Consider the following 18,292-nt stretch of genomic DNA (forward strand, 5'->3'; position numbering starts at 1 on the left):
TGTAACTAGAACTGATCGAGCAAGCGGCGCAGATAGTCGCGCTCGATCTCGGGGCGTTCCTGATCACCAGAGCGGCGGCGGATTTCATCTAGCAACTCTTCGGCGCGGCGGTTGATATCTTCGCCGCCCAACAATTCCTGATCAGTGCCTGACAAACCGCTGTTCCCGACATTTCTGCCCAACGGATCGCGTGCGCCGGGTACGGGGCGTCCGCCCGCTTCGCCTTGCTGGGTACCTTGTCCCGGCTCACCACTGCCGTTTTCGGCCAAAGCTTGCTCAAGTTCACGCATTCCATTGCGCAGCGCATCCATTGCCTCGGCCTGCCTATCAATCGCTTCTGCCAGATCACCGTCGCGCAGCGCTTCTTCTGCGCCTTCCATTGCGCCTTCGGCCCGCTCTAGGGAACGCCTTGCGATGTCACCCGCCTCGCCGTTCAGATTCGGCAGTCCCTGACGTTGACGTTGCAATTCATTGCGCAGTGCCTGTTGGCGTTCAGCAAGGCTGCCACCCTGTCCGTTTTCACCTGCGTCATCACCTTGGCTGCCTTGACCGGTTGAATTTTCTTGCCCGCCTTGCCCATTCTCACCGGGTTCTTGGCCATCTTGGCCCTGCTGCCCTGACTGTTGACCGGGTTGCTCGCCATCTTGGCCTGATTGTCCTTGCTGCGGTTGCTGGCCTTGTTGACCCTGCTGGCCGGGATTGAACTGCTCTTGCAAATCACGGAAAGCGTCGTCAGACAGGTCCTCTTGATCGCGCAGAGTTTCAGCCAAATCCTGCATAGACTGCTGGCCCGGCATCTGAGGCCCGTCTCCACCCTCACCTTGGGTGACGCGCATGTTCTCCATCATCTCGTTCAGGCGTTCCATCAGCTCTTGCGCCTCGGCCATACGGCCCTCTTGCATCAGTTCTTCGATACGATCCATCAGCGCCTGAAGCTCATCCATGGATAGCTGCATGGTGTTCTCGCTGTTGTCAGCTTGGTCGGTACCGTCGCTCGGCTCCATTTCCTCGGCAAGCATCCGCATGTAGTCGTCAGTCGCTTCGCGAAGTTCTTGCATGAGTTCCGCAATTTCCTCATCAGAGGCACCGTTGCGCATAGCTTCGGCAAGGCGTTCTTGGGCGCGCTCAAGCCGCTTGCGCGCATCGGCAAGGCGGCCATCTTCAAGCTGCACCGCAAGTTCCCACAAAGCCTCGACAATCTCGGCCTGGCCTTCGTCATTCATCCCAAACTCTGCCATCCGGTCAAGCTGACGAATAATCGTCCGCAAGCGCAGATAAGGTGCCTCTTCGATCGACAGGTCCTCTGGACGGTTCGAAAGCGCGCGCAAGACTTGATCCACGCGAACGACATTTTCTTTGGACCACATCAGGTCGCGCCGCTGTTCGATCACGGCCTTTGCAAAGGGACGAAAGAACCGACGCCCGGGCAAGATCATTGGCTCGGCAGGTGCAGTGGTGACCAGACCGGCATCATCGACCACCTCTAACTGCATGGTCACAGGCAAATTCGCCAATGAATGCTCGCTCAGATTTTCAATCAGGAATTCTTCGAAATCTGTTCTGTCGCCAGTGAATGGCATCGGCAGATCCAGAACGACGGGTGCAATCGGATCAGGATCAATCTGCAATCCGTAGATCCGATCAACCGCTGGCAAATCCAATGCGATTGTTGCTGTACCGCTTGCCACCCCATAGTCATCCAGCGCCATAAACGGCTGTGACAGTTCACCCATCGCGTCAGATTCGATTGGTCCAGTGAGCTCAACCTCGGGCGGCGTATCGGCGACAGCCGTAATATCCCAAGTGATACCATTGTCACCAAGTACAGATAGCTGTCCGGTTTGCGTGACTTCGAATTCTTGCTGCGGCTCTGTCGTGTTGGCGGCATCAGTTGCACGCCCTGACACAGTTTCCGAAACCGTCAGCGCACCCACCTCACCATACAGGCGCAAGGTGACAACGCTGCCTTCGGGAACAGATAATTCACCTGCCGGAATATCATTAAGGTAGATCACCGGCTTTCCCGTATAGGCAGGCGGATCAAGCCACCCTTCCCATACGGGGCCAGCAACAAGATTTGGCCCGCCCCCTTGCGCGACATCAGCGACTGTCGCAACCCGCAGAATTGAACCGAACAACAAGGCAACGACAAAGCATAGCAACGCGATAAAGCGTAGACCGAATGGGTCCCGATCCGTGAGCGTCAGGTCGGGTTCGACCGCGCGCGCCTCTTTGGTACGGGCCGCCATCCGTGCGATATGTGCGTCCCAAACCTGTTGAGACTGCGGGTCATGCGCACCAATCGCCTGCGTATCCGCAATTGCAGCAATTGGGCGACCCGGCATAACAGCATCAACGCGTGCGATCGCTTGGGACCGCGTTGGCAAATGCAGCCGACGCACACCCCAGATAAGTGCGGCAAAACCCGCAAGGCCCGCAACAGCAGCAGCAGCAGCCCAAAACACCTCGGTTGAAAGTAGCTCGTGCCAGCCCATCGCGAGCGGTGCAACAGCCAACAACAACACTGTCCATAGCGGCCAAAATGCCCGCATGGCTTGTTCTGCGATCATGCCCAGCCACGTTAGCGTGACGGGGCGACGCAGGTGACGCAACTGGTCGGTGTGATGCTTCAGTGGGCCTCTCCTGTGGCGATGGCAATCAGAGCCATGAAGGTACTGTATCGCGGGCAATCATCTCTTCATAGGTGGGACGTTTACGGATAACCGCAAATTGATCCCCATTGACCAAAACTTCGGGGATAAGAGGACGCGAATTATATTCCGATGCCATCACTGCACCATATGCACCAGCAGAACGGAACGCGATCAGATCATCTGGGCCAACCGCAGGCATTTCGCGTGCCTTGGCAAAGGTGTCACCGCTTTCGCAGATAGGGCCAACGATATCGTATTTTGCGCGTTCTGCGCCGGGTACGGGTTCGATCAGCGGCACGATATCATGCCATGCCTCATACATCGCTGGGCGGATCAAATCGTTCATTGCGCCATCAATAATCAGGAATTTGCGATCCTCACCAGATTTCACATAGATCACCTTTGAGACCAGCAAACCCGCATTCCCAGAAATCAAGCGACCCGGCTCAATTTCAATTTCGCATCCCAGATGCCCCACTGTGCGCTGCACCATCGCACCATATTCGGTCGGTAGCGGGGGCGCTTCGTTTGAACGTGTATAAGGAATGCCGAGTCCACCACCCAAATCCAAACGGGTGATTTCGTGGCCATCATCGCGCAGCTGCTGCGTGAGTTCGGCAACCTTTGTATATGCGGCCTCAAACGGGGCAAGCTCGGTCAATTGAGAACCGATATGCACATCGATCCCAACAACCTTGATCCCCGGCATCTTGGCAGCCATCGCATAGACCTCGCGTGCGCGAGAGATCGGAATGCCGAATTTATTCTCGGACTTGCCCGTTGCGATTTTGGCATGGGTTTTCGCGTCAACGTCTGGATTTACCCGCACCGTGATAGGCGCAACAAGCCCCAAGGACTGCGCCACCTGATCCAGCATCGCCATCTCTGGCTCGCTCTCAACGTTGAACTGACGGATGCCACCTTGCAAAGCTTGGCGCATTTCATCGGCAGTTTTACCAACGCCCGAGAAAACGATCCGATCACCGGGTACGCCCGCAGCCTTGGCCCGCAGGTATTCACCGATAGAAACGACGTCCATGCCAGCACCTTCGTTTGCTAGCACTTTTAGCACCGCTTGGTTCGATAGCGATTTCATCGCAAAGCAAACCAGATGGTCGCCCCATGACAGCGCTTCGTCAAAGAGGTTGAAGTGACGTTTCAGTGTCGCCGTTGAATAGACGTAAAACGGTGTGCCTACCTCGGCTGCAATATCAGCCAGAGCTACATCTTCGGCATAAAGCGCGCCGTCGCGATACAGAAAGTGATCCAAACCTGTCTTCCTTGTCCCAAACCATTCATGGACATATCAGATCAAGACCAAAGACCAACCCTTGTTTCGCGATTACAGTGTGCGAACTGTGTGGGCGTCACGCGCATAGACCACGCGATCACGCAAATATAGGTAGAGCGGCAAACCGCAGCTCACGCCGATGCAAATAGTCGCTGCGATGGCCCATAGCCCAAGGACGTTCCGCGTTTTCGACACTTCGGTCAGTATCCAGAGGATCAGGGCGATCGCAGCGATTGTCACATCCCACATCAAGCCAGTAGAGGCGAAATTCGCCTGCCATCCCGCGATCAATGTCGTCAGACTCAGCCCTTCGGACAAGAACCAGCGCACAAAGAAATACATCGGGTGAACGGCACCCCAAATTGCCAGCAATAGGAACAAGATCCGCATTAAAAGCTTGCCCCCACGCTCACAGTCCCATTGGATGCACCGATGTTGGTGCTTGTACTGACACCACCAGTCCCCACGCTAAGCCCGACATTCGCCGATGGCCGCCAAGGCGCACCATCAGCGCCACAGCTAACAAGTGCGGTGACCGATAGAATCAATACAATGCGCTTCATCCAAGTACCTCTTTCCAATGCGCGACTTGCGCGCGAACCTGCTCTGGGGCTGTGCCGCCAAAGCTCATCCGCGAAGCGACAGAATTTTCCACCCCAAGCACATCAAATACATCGGCGCGGATACCCGCGTGAACAGATTGCATATCCTCAAGGCTCAGGTCTGGCAGATCGCATTCTTTGCTTTCAGCCATCGCCACAAGCGAACCAGTCACATGATGTGCGTCACGGAACGGTAACCCAAGTTCACGCACCAGCCAATCGGCAAGATCAGTCGCGGTCGAAAATCCGCTGGATGCCGCCGCCTTTAGGCTTTCGCGGTTGGCCGTCATATCACCAACCATTCCAGTCATTGCAGCGAGCGCCAGCATCAAATTGTCAGCGGCATCAAAGGTTTGCTCTTTGTCTTCTTGCATGTCTTTTGAATAGGTCAGCGGCAACCCCTTCATGACCGTCATCAACGCAACATTTGCGCCGAAAATCCGACCAATCTTGGCACGGATCAGTTCTGCGGCGTCTGGGTTGCGCTTTTGTGGCATGATGGATGATCCAGTAGACCATTTGTCTGACATCTTCACAAAGCGGAACTGGGCAGAGGACCAGATCACCAATTCTTCGGCCAAGCGTGACAGGTGCATCGCGCAGATGCTGCTCGCCGCAAGAAATTCGAGCGCAAAGTCACGATCAGAAACCGCGTCCAGAGAGTTGGACATTGGCCGATCAAATCCCAGTGCCTCGGCTGTCATATGGCGATCAATCGGGAAAGACGTCCCAGCAAGAGCTGCCGCACCCAATGGGGATGTATTCATCCGCTTGCGGGCATCGGCAAAACGCGAACGGTCACGTGCGAACATTTCAACATAGGCCAGCATGTGGTGGCCCCAAGTCACAGGCTGTGCCGTTTGCAAATGTGTGAAACCGGGCATCACCCAATCCGCACCAGCCTCGGCTTGCCCCAACAAAGCATTTTGCAAAGCTGCCAATGCTTCGTCTGCTTGATCACATTGGTCACGGACCCAAAGGCGGAAATCGACGGCAACCTGATCATTCCGCGAACGCGCAGTGTGCAAACGGCCAGCCGGTTCACCGACCAGTTCCTTAAGACGTGCCTCGACGTTCATGTGAATATCTTCGAGAGCAGTCGAAAACTGAAACTTTCCTGTTTCAATCTCTGACAATACGGTGACTAGGCCTTCCTTGATCGTGTTTGCATCACTATCACTAATGATGCCTTTGGCGGCCAGCATGGTTGCATGGGCGAGTGAACCATTGATGTCTTGGGGTGCTAGTCGGCGGTCATAACCAATGGATGCGTTGATCGCCTCCATAATCGCGTCTGGTCCGGCGGCGAAACGTCCGCCCCACATCGAGTTTGCGGTCTTGGTCATGAGGGAAAAGCCTATGCGAAAGTTACTATCAGCCCTGCTTTATACGGCCCTAGCTGTTGTTGCAAACACTGCGACCGCAGATACAGCCGCCGTCGAGGCCCTGCGCGAAGGTAACATGCGCAAGCTGATGTTTCACGAGGCCCCGATGCGTACAGCGGACACACCGTTCGTCGCCGAAGACGGCAGTCAAATGACGCTCGCCGATTATTCTGGAAAATACGTTGTTTTGAATTTTTGGGCGACGTGGTGCGCACCTTGCCGGGTTGAGATGCCACAGCTTTCGGCGCTTCAGGCTCAATTGGGTGGCGACAGGTTTGAGGTCGTGACAATTGCAACCGGGCGCAATCCGCAGCCCGCAATTGACCGGTTCTTTGGCGAAATCGCGGTTGATAACCTACCCAAACATACTGATCCACGGCAGGCACTCGCCCGGAACATGGGTGTCTTGGGGCTTCCGGTCACGATTATTCTGAACCCAGAGGGTCACGAAATCGCCCGCATGCAAGGCGAGGCAGACTGGTCCAGCGACAGCGCAATTGCAATCATGCAAGCGCTGATCGGTAGCCAGAGTTAAGCGCGCCCAGCAGCACCCGACAGTAACAGCGGATCAATCCCCATATGCTTGAGCGCGGCTGTCCATTTATGCTCATTCGCACGGCCAAAAACGATGTCATTTCGGGCGTCGCAAGTCAGCCAACCGTTATGCGCAATTTCAGCTTCTAGTTGTCCAGGCCCCCAGCCGGCATACCCCAACGCTAACATCGAGGTATCGGGTCCCTGCCCTTTTGCGATATCTTCGAGAACAGTCATCGTCGCGGTCATCGCGATACCGCCAGAAACCTCAAGCGTTCCCGAATCGGTCGCGTAATCGCCTGAGTGCAGAACAAACCCGCGCGACTGATCCACTGGGCCCCCAAAATGCACGCGAATATCGCGTACACCCGCCGCTTTTTTGATATCCATTTGATCAAGCAAATCGGAAAACTGAATATCTGGCTGGGGTTTATTAACTATAATCCCCATGCCGCCATCGTCGGAATGGGCACACATATAGATGACGCTATGGGCAAAGCGCGGATCATCCATCTCGGGCATAGCAATTAACAGTTTTCCCGCAAGGGTTGATTCTTGTGCTCTCATATTTCCTTAATCGGCCATGAACCGCGACTGATCAAGTCACAACGTTGCAATGGATCGCCCGAACGTGACTTCCCATTGCAGCCGGAATCGATAATTTTAGGGTCATGCGTAAGACTTCACTCATCATTCTAGGCATGTTTGCTTTTGGCCATCCTGCTATCGCTTCGCCAACAGGTCGGCTCGCGCAGGTTGAAGTCTTGCCAGGTTGGCGGGATAGCAACGGCAACCATATTGCTGGGCTGCGCATTACGCTCGCTCCGGGGTGGAAAACCTATTGGCGCGCGCCCGGAGACGCGGGCATTCCGCCGACATTTTCGTTCAATGGCTCTGAGAACATCCAAGCGGTTGCGCCACATTGGCCTGTACCCGATGTCTTTGACAGCAATGGCATGCAAACGATTGGTTACCACGACGGTGTCGTCTTTCCGTTGACAGTATTCAGCGCGACACCTGATCAGCCAATGCAGATGAGCGGGCGCATCGAAATCGGCATCTGCGAAGAAATATGCATCCCGGTTACATTGGATTTTGATGCCGCTCTGCCGATCACCGGATCACGCGACACAGCAATTACTGCCGCATTGATCGACCGCCCTATGTCGCAGGCCGAGGCTGGCGTTGGCAAAGTGACCTGCGCAATCGCCCCAATCCATGATGGGCTGCGCATGACGGCCCGGTTTGATCTGCCCCCAATCGCAGACAAAGATGTCGTCGTTATCGAAGCGGGCGCGCCGGATATTTGGGTGTCAGAGGCACAAACGCAGCGTGACGGCGCGGAACTAAGCGCGACTGTCGATATGGTGCATCACAGTGGTACGGTCTTTGGCTTGGACCGCTCTAAGATCAAGATCACCGTGCTTGGCGATCACCAAGCCGTCGAAATCAAAGGCTGCTCCGCTAGCTAAGCTTTCTGACACTGCTGGCAGTCACGGCCAGATACAGCAATATCAGCACCGCAAATAGCACCACGACATAAACCCCCATTGCGACCGCAAAACCGCCGTAGGCAAGGGCCGGAACAATCGCTGCAACGCTCGGCCACGGTGCCCCATGCAGCAACAGTGGCGCAATGAGCGCTGCAAATAGTCCTAATGCGACCCCACCCCCGATTGCAGCCGGAACGAACACGCCTGCATTGCGCCCCCTCAAAGCGCGCTTGGCGGCCTTGATCTGGCTTTGGATATCAGCTTGCATCGCCATCACTGACGGCACCACGAGCAGCACCAAAAAGAACCCGAAGGCCAACCCAAAGACCAGCGTGATCACGGTCGGCTTCAGGAACTCTGCCTGCGTTGACCCCTCGTAGAGAAGCGGCGCCAGCCCCAACACCGTTGTAAGCGTGGTAAGCATGACAGGGCGCAATCGGTCTACGGTGCCGTCAACAATCGCAGGAATTAGCCCGCGATCTTCGGCGTATTCGTCGATGGTGGTGACCAGAACGATACTATCGTTAATGATAATCCCGACCATCCCAATCAACCCAATGACCGTGAACATGCTCATCGGTATTCCCCATTGGTTGTGACCATAGATGGTCCCGACCAATGCAAAGGGGATGATCGACATAACGACCAACGGGCGCGTCCAACTACTAAAGATCCACGAAAGCGTCAGGTAGATCCCGAGCAAGGCCAATATCAGGCCTGCACGAGCATCGGACAAAAATTCTCGTTCCTGTTCGCTTTGCCCCGATAGCTGCGTATCAATGCCAAAGTTGCTTTCGATCCGGGGCAAGATATCGTCGTTAATCAGCGTCTGGATCTCAGTTGCGCGGGCGGCGTCGTCGCTATCGAGATCACCGGTGACGGCAATCAATTGCACACCATTTTCGCGCCGTACGGTTGAAAACCCTGTCCGCGTTTGAACGGTGACAACATCTGACAACGGAACATATACGCCGTCCGATGTTCTGATCTGCATCCGCTCTAGGAAATCAGCAGCCAGTTCGGTTTCTGGCAGCTCTACTTGGATCGACGCGGAACGCGTTCCATCGGGGTAAGTCGCTGCCTCAATCCCGCCAAGCCGGTTTTTCAGTACAACGCCCAATCCGTCGATGCTCAGCCCTAGGCGCTCGCCTTGCGGGGTTAGCTCTAGGATCATTTCTTCTTTGTCGTAAGCCAAGGAATCTTCGAGCGCAGACACCTCTGCAAATTGGGACAATTCGGTTTTGAGCGCCTCAGCGGCTGCCTTGAGCGTATCGCTATCAGCCCCAAACATTTGGACCGATAGGCTATCACCACCCGGTCCATTTCCCCACCGGCGAAAGCTAACAGTTTCAGCAAGAGGATGCTGCTGGATACTGTCTTGTAGGGCGCTCACAAATGTGGCGCTGCTATATGGGCGGCTATCGCGGTCAATCAATTCGATGGTGATTGCGCCCAATTGATCCGCATCTTTGGTGTCTGACCCAGCAATGGCACGACCAGAGTTACCGCCAATTTCTGCGACGACGTATTTCAACGGGTTGGTTCCGTATTCCGCTTCGTATTCCGCGCCCAGCGCCTCTGTCGCGCGTTGCATTTCGCGCATCATCTCGATGGTGTCTTCGCGTGTTGCACCGGGGAGCATCGCAAAATTACCTGTCACTTGGCTTTGTTCAGGCGAGTTAAAAAACCGCCAACTTACGTCGCCGCGAATAAACAGGGCCACTTGCGACGCCAGTGCGACTAGGGCCAAGGCAAACACCGGATAACGCGCCCAGACGACAAATCGCATAAAGGGCCGGAATAGCGTTTCCCGGAACCAAACGAACCCGCGATTCACAAATCGCGAAGGTAGATCATACCAGTGTTCTTTGGCCGAATGTCCGATGGTATGAGACAGGTGATTTGGCAGGATCAAGAAACACTCTGCCAAGCTTGCAATCAGTACCACAATTACTGTGAACGGGATATCGCCGATCATATCGCCAAAGCGACCGCCGATCATCACCAACCCATAAAAGGCAATGACCGTGGTAATCGTCGCCGATAGAACCGGGCTAAACATGCGTCTCGCTGCATTTTCCGAGGCAACAACTGGATGTTCGCCCAAATGACGCACCCGATAATCCGCATGTTCTCCAACCACGATAGCATCGTCCACAACGATCCCCAGCGTAATGATCAACGCAAAGATCGAGATCATGTTAAAAGTGATGCCGGACAAATACATCAGCGATATCGCAGCAAGCATCGCGACCGGAATTCCCGCAGCGACCCACAGTGCAGTGCGCGCATTTAGGAACAAAAACAGCAGCACAACCACGAGCAAAAGCCCCGTTGCCCCGTTCTCCATTAGAATTTCAAGGCGCGCAGTGATCAGTTCCGCCCTGCCATTTGTCAGCTGAATAGTAACCCCTTCGGGCAAGGATGCGCTTAACTCTGTTGCGACCTCTTGGACTGTGTGCTGCAATTTGATCGCATCACCCTGTGCCGATCTGGTGACCTTCAGTTTGATCGCAGGATGTTCATCGACGTAATAAGCGCGTTCGCGATCCGTGCCCTCAACGCGGACAGTTGCAACATCAGAAATCAAAAGCTGTGAGCCGTCTTCGTTAGAACGTAGGACAATTGCACCGATGTCTTCAGCGCTACGTTTTGCAATCCCCGTCCGTACACGCGCATTGCCGGAAACATCACCCGCGGGATCGGCCGCAGCCTCTTCGGCGATGCGTGATGCGATGTCGCTAAGTCCGATGTCGTATTCGATCAACGACAGCGAAGGCACCTCAACAATGGTCGAAGGGGCCGCAACCCCTTGCACAGAGACTTGCGTCACCCCCGCAGCGAACAAACGGGTCGATAGTTCATCCGCAAAACGCGCAAGCTGATCAACACCGACAGGTCCGGTAATGACAACATCGGTCACCGTGTCAGACCATCCGCCACGCCGCACATTTGGGTCTTCGGCATCGGCGGGTAGCCCGCTGACGCTATCAACAGCAAGCTGCACATCTTCGGTGCCGCGTTCGATATCATAGCCCGGTTCGAATTCCAGCCGGATCGAAGCACGCCCCTCAACCGATGTCGCACGCGATGATGTAACCCCTTCGACAGCGAGCAAAGTAGGCTCTAACACTTGGACAATTGCGGAATCGACGTCTTCTGCACCCGCCCCCGACCAAGCGACCGATAGGGTCAGGTCATCAACCACAACATCGGGAAAATACTGCGCGCGCATCTTTGGCAGGGCCAAAATGCCTGCCGCCAACATCAGGACAAGCAGCAAATTCGCTGCGGTCTTGTGACGTGTGAAATAGGATAGAACGCCGCCCGCGCTCTTGCTGAGTTGTTCGCCACCGGTTTTCATCAGCTGCCCATCCGACTTTCGAGACGCGACACTGTTTCGGATGACACCTCGTCTTGTTCGAGTTGACCGATGATGCGCGCCTTAACATCGTCCGGCATTGGCCCTGACGACACAAAGGCAATCAGGCGCGCCCGGCGTTCAGGGTCTAACGCAACCATTTCAGGCTCTAACACTGCGATTTCTTCGCCTTCTGGCATGATGGGGCTGACCTTGATGCCCGCCCCCAACAGCGGCGAACGCTCTGCGACAATCGCCTTACCGGCGAATTCTTCGACACTGACGATCACGTTGTCGCCCTGTCGTCGCAGCAGTTTAACTTGACCCACCGACAACCGCTGATCATCCCCAATCAGCAAGACTGTTTGATCGGCTGCGACTGCGGTAGCGGGGATCAATGCGACATTTTCCAGCGCGGGTTCATCAATGCTCACGGTCACGAAATCGCCGGGCCTAAAGCCCAAAGCAGTGTCTAACTTGGCGAAAAGCAACCGCCCTGTCTGACCGCTAGCGACCGAGGCGCTTTCGCGGGTAATTGTGCCCGTTGTCTGAAGATCGACACCGCCAACATCCAACATGACCCTTACGGGTGACTGTACCAATTCGCCGCGACCATCCAAAAGCCGGGCATACTGCGAAGTCGACACCCGGAACGAAACCTCAAGCTGCGTCGGGTCTATCAATTGGCCAAAGCTTTCGTTCGCGCTGACACGCCCGCCTTCGGTGACGGTGACTGCGGACAATTGGCCATCAAACGCGGCCAGAACTTCGGTATCGGAAAGGTCGCGCTCTGCCTCGGACAAATTGATCTGTTGCCGGGCAAGGCTAGTCGTCGCCTGGTCAATCCGTGCCTGCGCAGATGCGACCGACTGGCGCTGCGTCAAAACCGCTGCCTGCGCCGAAGACGAGGCAAGCTCTGCCGTTTCAACCGCAGCCGCTGTGCCAACGCCACGATCCGCCAAATCACGCGCGCGGGTCAACGCCTGATCACGCAATGTCGATTGCGCGCGCGCTGCGCTTAGCTCATCTTCGGCCAAAACAAGCGCCCGTTCAGCATCACGCAACTCTGCCTCTGCATCTTGAAGATCGGCGCGCACCCGATCCAGCGCGGCCTCGGCCACCGCCGGATCAATCCGCAGCAACAATTCGCCACGGGTCACGGTGCCACCATCGACCAGCGCTGTGCTGACCTCTTGGACAATACCGCCCGTTGCGCTGCGCAGATCAAGGCTGCGCTGGCTGCGCAATTCACCAAATGCGGTCAGCTCGGGCACAATGGTCTGCGGGTCTAACACGGCGACATTCACCGACAAAACCCGTTCGCGTTGCGGAAAGCTGCGCGGCTCTTGGTTCATTTTGGCAACGACAGCCCCACGGATCATACTGCCCGCCCAGGCCAATAAGACCAGCGTAATCGCCAGTAGAAAGATGCCGGTAAGGCTCCGTCGCAAAAAACGCATTATGATATCCTTGAGCTACACTCGCGAGCAATTTGCGAGGTTATACGGAACTGAAAACTATTTCCGTCGCAGATGCTCATCTAAACGTGGCATTATCTCGACAAAGTTACAGGGCCGGTGCCGATAGTCGAGCTGTTTGCACAAAATTTCATCCCAAGCGTCCTTGCATGCGCCCGGACTGCCCGGCAAAGCAAAAAGATATGTACCCTTTGCGACGCCTGCTGTCGCGCGGCTTTGCACTGCGCTGGTGCCAATCTTTTGCATACTAACGATGGTGAAAACGGTGCCAAAGGCGTCGATTTCTTTTTCGTAAACATCACGATGTGCCTCGACGGTGACGTCACGCCCAGTGAGTCCTGTTCCACCCGTCGAAATCACCACGTCGATCTGATCATTCGCACACCACGCGCGCAACTGATCCGCGATCTGCACCCGTTCATCTGCGATAATCTTGCGATCCACCAAAATGTGCCCGGCCTCACTGATGTGATCGGCAAGCGTTTGACCCGATTTATCTTCTGCCATCTGGCGCGTGTCACTTACCGTGAGCACCGCAATGCGGACAGGCACGAAATCAAGCGTTTCATCAATGCGACTCATGTCTTCAGTCTCGCGTTTATTTCCAGCAAGTCTGCCCAGGCCTCGCGTTTTGCAGCGGTGTTGCGCAATAGATAGGCCGGGTGGAACATCGGCAGGCAGGGCTTGCCCAAGACTTCGGTCCAATTTCCGCGAATGCGGGTGATCCCGCTTTTACGGAGCAAAGCCTGACACGGCGTATTGCCCATGAGAATGATCACCTCGGGATCAGCCAATGCGATATGCCGCTCCAAGAATGGCAACATCATCGCGATCTCGGCAGCTTCGGGGGCGCGATTTGACGGCGGCCGCCACGGCAGCACGTTGGTGATGTAAACCGACTTTGCCGCGTCTTCATGACCACGCCCAAGTTGAATTGCATCAAGCATACGGTCCAGCAACTGCCCAGCCCGTCCAACAAATGGTTTGCCAGCCCGGTCCTCGTCACGGCCCGGGGCCTCGCCAATAATCATGACGCGCGCATCGACATTGCCGTCGCAAAAGACGAACGACCGCGCGCCGCGTTTGATCTCGCAATGTTCAAAGGCCTGCATCGCTGCTGCAAGCTGTTCAAGATCGGCTGCATTTTTCGCGGCGACACGTGCGACCGCGACGGGGTCGACTTCTGGCTCTTGCTGTACAGGTGGCGGCGGGGCAGAGGCATCTGGCTTTGCCTTGGGTTTTGCGGCCTCTAACGCATACCGGTCAATGGGCGCGTCTTGGATGGCTTCGTCAGCCCCCAATTCCACCTGCCATTCCAGCAGGGCGCGGTCATCCCAATATGTGTTCCCCGAATCCATGCGCCTAGACTACGCGGGATTTCAAAGGATGTGCAGTGGCTTGTGCAAAATCTGCAAATTGTGACCCGACCGCAAAGGCGCGGCATGGATTGATGCCTCAACGCTTCCTGCTATAAGCACTTTAAACCGTGACAAGGGACCGACTATGACATTCCGCGCAAAGCATCTTTTGGGCATTGAACATCTGCACCCAACGGAAATTACCACGCTTTTGGATTTGGCCGATAGTTACGCAGAGCATAACCGCAAAGGGATCGCCCATCGCGATGTTCTGGCGGGGCTGACCCAAATCAATATGTTCTTTGAAAACTCCACCCGGACGCAGTCCAGCTTTGAACTTGCTGGCAAACGTTTAGGCGCGGATGTCATGAACATGGGGATGCAGGCATCTTCGATCAAAAAGGGCGAGACCCTGATCGACACCGCCCTGACACTGAACGCGATGCGCCCAGATCTGCTGGTCGTGCGGCACCCCCATTCAGGCGCGGTGGATCTGCTTGCGCAAAAGGTAAACTGTGCCGTTCTTAACGCAGGTGACGGCAAACACGAACACCCGACCCAAGCCCTGCTTGATGCGCTAACCATTCGCCGGGCCAAGGGCCGCTTGCATCGTCTGTCGATTGCGATCTGTGGCGATATTTCCCACAGTCGTGTGGCGCGTTCCAACATCATGCTGCTCGGTAAGATGGAGAACCGCATCCGCCTGATCGCACCACCGACGCTGATGCCATCGGGCATGGCCGACTTTGGCTGCGAGGTCTTTGAGAACATGGAAGAAGGGCTAAAAGACGTTGATGTCGTCATGATGCTGCGCCTTCAAAAAGAACGCATGGATGGCGGCTTTATCCCGTCCGAGCGGGAATATTTCCATCGCTACGGGCTGGATGCCGAAAAGCTCGCGCATGCGAAATCCGATGCCATCGTAATGCACCCCGGCCCAATGAACCGTGGCGTGGAAATTGACGGCACCATCGCGGATGACATCAACCGCTCCGTGATCCAAGAACAAGTCGAGATGGGCGTCGCTGTGCGCATGGCTGCAATGGATTTGCTGGCGCAAAACTTACGCGCAAGCCGATCAGCCCAAACGCAGATGGTGTGATATCTGATGCAGATCATTATCCCCGCAACTGATCACGGCCAAATCCGGGTCTTCGCGACCGACATGCCACTATCAGCAGATGTCACTGGCAAGACGGAAACCGGCATTGCCGCTCTTTTGGGTGCCTCTGTCGATGTGACCTATATCGATGTGGTTTGTATCTCTGATCTGGGCGCGATGACCCTAAGCGAATATATCGCCTCTGGTTATGACATGCTGCCTGACGCAGTGGATAAGGCTGCGGTCGATGCGATCACTGGCTATGCGATTTTGTTGCTCTCACGCGCGACTGCCGGAAAAGAAGTGGCATTGAACCTCGCCCCCGGTTTACGGCATGTGACCACCTATAGCCCCACCCTGCGGATGGCGCCCCCCGCTGATTTGCCGTCAGACGCGGCAGAGGGTGTACTTCCGCCGCCCCAACCCGCCAAAGCCCCGAAATCTGACGCGCGGATCAGTGGCATGGTCGCGACTGCGGCACTTGTCGTGATGTTTCTGATCGTCGGAATGATGATTTGGATCGCCGGATGACCAAAACCGCGCTGCAAGACTATGAAACAGGACCCTTCGCATGACTGATCTGCTTTTTACGAACGCTCGCCTGATTGATCCGGTGGCCCTGACAGACAGCATTGGCGCGCTGCACGTGCGGGATGGCAAAATCGTCGAAAAGTTCGAAACGACACCCGCAATCGAAGGCGCGACCGTGATCGACTGCGACGGCAAATGCCTTGCCCCGGGTATTATCGACATTGGCGTTAAGGTTTCTGAACCCGGCGAGCGGCACAAGGAATCCTTTAGCTCTGCGGGGCGGGCGGCCGCTGCTGGCGGCGTAACAACCATCGTAACGCGCCCTGATACGATCCCCTCAATCGACACGCCCGAAATTCTAGAATTCGTCGAACGCCGTGCCCAAGCGGACGCCCCGGTTCACGTTCTGCCAATGGCCGCCCTGACCAAGGGCCGCGAAGGTCGCGAAATGACCGAGATCGGATTTCTACAAGACGCCGGGGCCGTTGCCTTTTCAGATGCAGACCGGGTGATCACCGATACCAAAGTGTTCAGCCGCGCATTGACCTACGCACGTAGCCTAGATGCGTTGGTGATCGGCCATACCCAAGATCCGGGTCTATCGAATGGGGCGGCAGTCACCTCTGGCAAATTTGCATCCTTGCGTGGTTTGCCCGGTGTGTCACCGATGGCAGAGCGGATGGCACTTGATCGTGATATTGCCCTGCTCGAGATGACGGGCGCGCGCTATCACGCAAGCCAAATCACAACGGCCCGTGCCTTGCCAGCGCTGGAACGCGCAAAACGCAACGGGCTGAACATCACGGCAGGTGTTAGCGTACACCACCTGACCCTGAACGAAATGGATGTCGCGGACTATCGGACATTCTTTAAGGTCAAGCCGCCGCTGCGCAGCGAAGAAGACAGGCTCGCCGTTGTTCAAGCGGTCGCGGACGGACTGATTGACATCATCTGTTCGATGCACACCCCACAGGACGAAGAAAGCAAACGGCTGCCATACGAAGAGGCGGCAAGCGGCGCGGTCGGGCTAGAAACGCTGCTACCCGCAGCGCTTCGCCTCTATCATGCAGAAATGATCGACTTACCGCGCCTATTCCGCGCGCTGTCACTGAACCCGGCACGTTTGTTGCAGCTTGATGCAGGTCGTCTTCTCGAAGGAGCGCCTGCGGATTTGATCCTTTTTGATCCCGATGCGCCATTCCAACTGGATCGCAGCAAGCTTTTGTCCAAATCCAAGAATACCCCCTTTGACGGTGCGCGAATGCAGGGCAAAGTGATCGGGACTTGGGTCAGTGGTGAACGTATCTGGGGGAACGCATAATGCCCGTATTCGAAAGCGGCCTTGCCGTTTTGTGCCTTTGGGCGGTGGTCGGCTATTTGTTTGGGTCGCTGTCTGGCGGCATGCTGATGGCACGCGTGATGAACCTTGGCAATCTACGCGAAATCGGTTCTGGCAATATCGGCGCGACGAACGTCTTGCGCACTGGCAATAAAAAGGCGGCTGCGCTGACCCTTCTATTTGATGCCGCAAAAGGGGCGATTGTCGTCCTGCTCGCACGTGCCTTTGCTGGCGAAGACGCGGCACAAATTGGTGCGCTCGCTGCATTCATTGGTCACTGTTTTCCAGTATGGCTCAAGTTCAAGGGCGGCAAAGGAGTCGCGACATATATCGGGATTATTCTTGCGCTGGCTTGGCCGATGGGTCTGGTTGCCTGCGCGATATGGCTCGCGACAGCGGTGGCGTTTCGATATTCATCGCTGGCTGCCTTGGTCGCTGCGGGCTGGACGCCGATTGTGATGGGATTCACCGGGCATGGCGCGATGTTCTTTCTCTCCATCGCCCTAGGTTTGATGATCTATTTCCGGCACTGGGACAATATTCAGCGTTTGAAAAACAATACCGAGACCAAGATCGGCGCCAAGGGTTAAGACCCCAATCAGGAACGATACGCGGGCGTAGCCAAAGTTGGCTGCGCCTTTTTTGTTGCTTGATATTGACATAACAGTTTATTCAGCTATTTCTGTCTCTACAGAAATTAAAGTCAATCACGGTGATTCCAATGACCTGTGCAAGCAACTATCTTTTCGACAGACCCCAGCGCCTGCGCCGATACTCCGTAAACCCAATGGCCTTTGTCGCGGCGCTGATCCTCGCGCCTTGCATCGTGACATTACTGACCTGCTGGACACTGATCGGGCTGTTCGCGCCAATTTTCGGGGTAATTCCCTATCTGGTAATTGGCACCCCAATCCTGTTGTGGGCGGTCGGACATATAAGACCTGCGTTCTGGCCCTATGCAGCACTGGGATTTGCCGCGAATTTGTTTTGTCTGATTGCAGCCAAAATTTGTGCCGCACTCAATGTCTCGGCAGACGCCGACGACTTCATCTTTATCTTTGCGTTCGGACTTGTCTTTGGCGCCTTATACGCAGGGGCATTTGGCAGCCTCTACGCAAAGTTTCACCCTAATCTACATGTGCTAGACGTTTGAAAGGAGCACAA

The 18,292-nt window shown here is 55.7% G+C and carries 17 protein-coding genes; 7 read left to right on the forward strand and 10 right to left on the reverse strand.

Features of this window, described 5'->3' with window-relative positions:
- Positions 1–5: 5 nt before the first annotated feature.
- The 5 genes from TW80_RS16095 to argH all read right to left on the reverse strand — a co-directional run bounded on the left by TW80_RS16095 (position 6) and on the right by argH (position 5,893).
- Entirely contained in the window at positions 6–2,612 is a 2,607-nt protein-coding gene (locus TW80_RS16095; RefSeq protein ID WP_045998480.1) for a DUF4175 domain-containing protein, read from the reverse strand.
- Between the two features lie 46 nt (positions 2,613–2,658).
- A complete protein-coding gene (gene lysA / locus TW80_RS16100) occupies positions 2,659–3,924 on the reverse strand; it encodes a diaminopimelate decarboxylase (RefSeq protein WP_045998481.1) in 1,266 nt (421 codons plus the stop codon).
- A 72-nt stretch (positions 3,925–3,996) separates the two neighbouring features.
- Complete coding sequence (locus tag TW80_RS16105; protein WP_045998482.1) at positions 3,997–4,335, reverse strand: DUF2834 domain-containing protein; 339 nt, start codon at positions 4,333–4,335, stop codon at positions 3,997–3,999.
- Positions 4,335–4,508 carry a hypothetical protein gene (locus TW80_RS18325; RefSeq protein WP_204218522.1) on the reverse strand — a complete coding sequence of 58 codons (174 nt, stop codon included), beginning with the start codon at positions 4,506–4,508 and terminating at the stop codon, positions 4,335–4,337. Before TW80_RS18325 ends, TW80_RS16105 begins: the two co-directional genes overlap by 1 nt.
- The gene (argH, locus tag TW80_RS16110; RefSeq protein WP_045998483.1) at positions 4,505–5,893 is read right to left on the reverse strand and encodes an argininosuccinate lyase; all 1,389 of its coding nucleotides are present in this window, start codon (positions 5,891–5,893) and stop codon (positions 4,505–4,507) included. Before argH ends, TW80_RS18325 begins: the two co-directional genes overlap by 4 nt.
- A 13-nt stretch (positions 5,894–5,906) precedes the next feature.
- On the opposite strand from argH, the gene TW80_RS16115 reads away from it, so the two are divergent.
- On the forward strand, positions 5,907–6,467 hold the full coding sequence (locus TW80_RS16115) for a TlpA family protein disulfide reductase (RefSeq protein ID WP_045998484.1): 561 nt from the start codon (positions 5,907–5,909) through the stop codon (positions 6,465–6,467).
- On the opposite strand, the gene TW80_RS16120 is transcribed toward TW80_RS16115, so the two are convergent.
- The gene (locus tag TW80_RS16120) at positions 6,464–7,033 is read right to left on the reverse strand and encodes a YqgE/AlgH family protein (RefSeq protein WP_045998485.1); all 570 of its coding nucleotides are present in this window, start codon (positions 7,031–7,033) and stop codon (positions 6,464–6,466) included. The genes TW80_RS16115 and TW80_RS16120 overlap by 4 nt on opposite strands.
- A gap of 104 nt (positions 7,034–7,137) precedes the next feature.
- Here TW80_RS16120 and TW80_RS16125 point away from each other — a divergent pair, with 104 nt between their 5' ends.
- Entirely contained in the window at positions 7,138–7,938 is an 801-nt protein-coding gene (locus TW80_RS16125; protein ID WP_045998486.1) for a protein-disulfide reductase DsbD domain-containing protein, read from the forward strand.
- Here the strand turns inward: TW80_RS16125 and TW80_RS16130 are convergent.
- Genes TW80_RS16130 through TW80_RS16145 form a run of 4 tightly spaced genes read right to left on the reverse strand, consistent with a single transcriptional unit; the run spans position 7,931 to position 14,156 of the window.
- Positions 7,931–11,323 carry an efflux RND transporter permease subunit gene (locus tag TW80_RS16130; protein ID WP_045998487.1) on the reverse strand — a complete coding sequence of 1,131 codons (3,393 nt, stop codon included), beginning with the start codon at positions 11,321–11,323 and terminating at the stop codon, positions 7,931–7,933. The two genes, TW80_RS16125 and TW80_RS16130, sit on opposite strands and share 8 nt — an antisense overlap.
- Entirely contained in the window at positions 11,323–12,780 is a 1,458-nt protein-coding gene (locus tag TW80_RS16135) for an efflux RND transporter periplasmic adaptor subunit (protein WP_045998488.1), read from the reverse strand. Before TW80_RS16135 ends, TW80_RS16130 begins: the two co-directional genes overlap by 1 nt.
- Before the next feature lie 57 nt (positions 12,781–12,837).
- Complete coding sequence (moaB, locus tag TW80_RS16140; protein ID WP_045998489.1) at positions 12,838–13,380, reverse strand: molybdenum cofactor biosynthesis protein B; 543 nt, start codon at positions 13,378–13,380, stop codon at positions 12,838–12,840.
- Entirely contained in the window at positions 13,377–14,156 is a 780-nt protein-coding gene (locus TW80_RS16145) for a uracil-DNA glycosylase (protein ID WP_045998490.1), read from the reverse strand. The genes moaB and TW80_RS16145 overlap by 4 nt, the downstream gene beginning before the upstream one ends.
- Positions 14,157–14,301: 145 nt before the next feature.
- On the opposite strand from TW80_RS16145, the gene TW80_RS16150 reads away from it, so the two are divergent.
- The 5 genes from TW80_RS16150 (at position 14,302) to TW80_RS16170 (ending at position 18,281) form a co-directional block, all read left to right on the forward strand.
- The gene (locus TW80_RS16150) at positions 14,302–15,258 is read left to right on the forward strand and encodes an aspartate carbamoyltransferase catalytic subunit (RefSeq protein WP_045998491.1); all 957 of its coding nucleotides are present in this window, start codon (positions 14,302–14,304) and stop codon (positions 15,256–15,258) included.
- Positions 15,259–15,264: 6 nt separating this feature from the next.
- Positions 15,265–15,789, forward strand: a complete 525-nt coding sequence (locus TW80_RS16155) for a hypothetical protein (protein WP_045998492.1) — start codon at positions 15,265–15,267, stop codon at positions 15,787–15,789.
- Positions 15,790–15,829: 40 nt separating this feature from the next.
- Positions 15,830–17,110: a dihydroorotase gene (gene pyrC / locus TW80_RS16160; RefSeq protein WP_045998493.1), complete on the forward strand. Its 1,281-nt coding sequence runs from the start codon at positions 15,830–15,832 to the stop codon at positions 17,108–17,110.
- On the forward strand, positions 17,110–17,718 hold the full coding sequence (plsY, locus tag TW80_RS16165) for a glycerol-3-phosphate 1-O-acyltransferase PlsY (RefSeq protein WP_045998494.1): 609 nt from the start codon (positions 17,110–17,112) through the stop codon (positions 17,716–17,718). The genes pyrC and plsY overlap by 1 nt, the downstream gene beginning before the upstream one ends.
- 131 nt (positions 17,719–17,849) lie before the next feature.
- Positions 17,850–18,281, forward strand: a complete 432-nt coding sequence (locus tag TW80_RS16170; RefSeq protein WP_157033310.1) for a hypothetical protein — start codon at positions 17,850–17,852, stop codon at positions 18,279–18,281.
- Positions 18,282–18,292: the final 11 nt, after the last annotated feature.

The organism is Loktanella sp. S4079, from assembly GCF_000967725.1.
Lineage (GTDB): Bacteria > Pseudomonadota > Alphaproteobacteria > Rhodobacterales > Rhodobacteraceae > Yoonia.